This window comes from Romboutsia sp. 13368 (assembly GCF_018336475.1).
Classification (GTDB): Bacteria; Bacillota; Clostridia; order Peptostreptococcales; family Peptostreptococcaceae; genus Romboutsia.
Map to the genome: position 1 here is coordinate 1,472,886 of NZ_CP048741.1, position 2,161 is coordinate 1,475,046.

At 28.9% G+C, this 2,161-nt stretch carries 1 protein-coding gene; it reads right to left on the reverse strand.

Annotated elements, in window-relative coordinates; all coding sequences use genetic code 11:
- Positions 1 to 188 precede the first annotated feature (188 nt).
- Positions 189 to 1,073, reverse strand: coding sequence for a sigma-70 family RNA polymerase sigma factor (locus G3997_RS05945; RefSeq protein WP_296644382.1), 885 nt, complete (start codon positions 1,071 to 1,073; stop codon positions 189 to 191).
- Between the last annotated feature and the right edge of the window lie 1,088 nt (positions 1,074 to 2,161).

The following is a 2,161-nucleotide window of genomic DNA, read 5'->3' on the forward strand; positions in this document are numbered from 1 at the left end:
TATAAACAGTTATTTATTGSTAWTKTTATATTGCATTTATCACAAAGAAAGCTAACATAGCCTAATTTTTATTACTATTCTTTTTGAATTTTACTTATATTTTAGATGCGATATAAATCAATATGTGCTACTATTTACTTAAAGATAATAAAAATAAGGTGGAAAACATTTCCCACCTTTGGTGTTAATTAATAGAAGTTTTTAAGTAACTTAAGTCTACTTGGATGTCTTAGCTTACGTATAGCCTTAGCTTCGATTTGTCTTATTCTCTCTCTAGTAACGCCAAATACTCTACCTATTTCTTCTAAAGTTTTAGGCGTATCATCATCAAGTCCAAATCTCATTCTAAGAACCTGTTGTTCTTGATCGCTAAGACCAGTTAGTACTTCTTCAATTTTTTCTCTTAAGTTTTTTTGTTCAACCTCATGAATTACAACGTCCCCAAAGTGTGCATCAGAAGGTATAAACTCAACTAGACTACTGTCTTCATCTTCTTTTATTGGAGTATCAAGAGATACTATATTTTTATCTCTTTTTAATATATCTAAAACTTTATCGACATCAAGTTCGCAAGCTTCAGCAAGTTCTTCCATACTAGGATCTCTTTGAAGTACATTTGCAAGTTCTTGTTTTTTTCTTTTTACAAAATTTATTCTTTGATGAAGATGAACTGGTATCCTAATAGTATTTTCACAATCATCTATATATCTTGTTATACTTTGCTTTATCCACCAAGTTGCATAAGTACTAAACTTAAATCCTTTTTTATAGTCGTACTTTTCAACTGCTTTTATAAGTCCAAGATTCCCTGCTTGGATTAAATCAAGCATATCTACACTTTCTTTTCTGTATTTTTTAGCAATACTCACAACTAATCTATAATTTGCATTTATGAATTTTTCCTTTGCTTCCTCTGAGGAGTCAATTATAGCTTTAGCTAATTCTACTTCCTCTTTAGCAGATAACATTTGGTATTCTTCTATTTCTTTTAAATACATTTTCATAGTATTAGATGCACTTGATGAATCGGAATAAATATAACTTTCATAAGTCTGTTCTTTTTTAGCCTCCATAATCTAACCCCTTTTATACATATAGTTTGTTAATTGAGAGATATTATCTTTCTCTAGCTTCATCTACATCTATAGTATGATAGCTTTTTTGAAAATATGTCACTCAATTTAATTTAAATGTCAATAAGTTTGTTAGTATATTATTCTACCTCAACTATCAAATTTCCTTTTTTTATTTATATTTTTTATAAAAATTCACTTTACTTTANTATTAATATGCTTTTTATATTTAGAATAAAATAAAAAAAGACTACTATAAAAGTAGTCTTTTCTAATCGAACGACGCTATAAATCCCTATATTAATAAATCCTTTGTTTTTGCCCCAACATTTACGGTTTTTATATAGAATTTTTAACATATTTATAATAACATTATTGAGATGTATAGTCAAGTTCGTATGTATTTATTTATTAGTGTTTACATCCACAATCATGGTCATGTCCGTGATGTCCATGTCCTCCACAGCATTCATGTTCTTCTTCATGANNNTGTCCTCCACAGCATTCATGTTCTTCTTCATGATGATGGTGGTCTCCACATCCACATCCGCATCCATGGTGATTGTGTTCGTTAACTAATTTTTCCATTTCAAATAATTCTTTTTCCATTTGCTCATATGTTGGAAGAGCTGCTTCTGTATCGTACTCTTCTCCAGTCCAATCAGCATACATCATTTGATCTCCGTTAGTTAATATTATTCTACCTGCTGTAGTTATATTATCAACATCTTCTAAGAAGTCTATTTGCTTTTGTACTACTTCACCTTCTAGTTCTACATCTTCATCTAAGCAGCTAACTAACATAACTGGAACTAAGTAGTCTTCGTTATCTTTAACGCTTACTATTATATCTATTATACCTTCTGCACCTTCTTCAAACTCTGATAATGGCACATCAGTATCTATCATATCATGCGGTACTAGTAAGTCCTCCATTAAATACTTTATAACTCTTTCTTTTACTAATTGCTTTGACATATCTATTATCCTTTCTAGCTTATAGATATAAATATCTATATTTTACCTATTTTCATATTATAATATATTTCTTATTTTTTTCAATATTTTAATACAAAATTCTAACTTAA

Bases quoted from the DNA above. Each gene is read 5' to 3' on its own strand.
- G3997_RS05945 (WP_296644382.1), bottom strand. From the start codon at position 1,073: ATGGAGGCTAAAAAAGAACAGACTTATGAAAGTTATATTTATTCCGAT.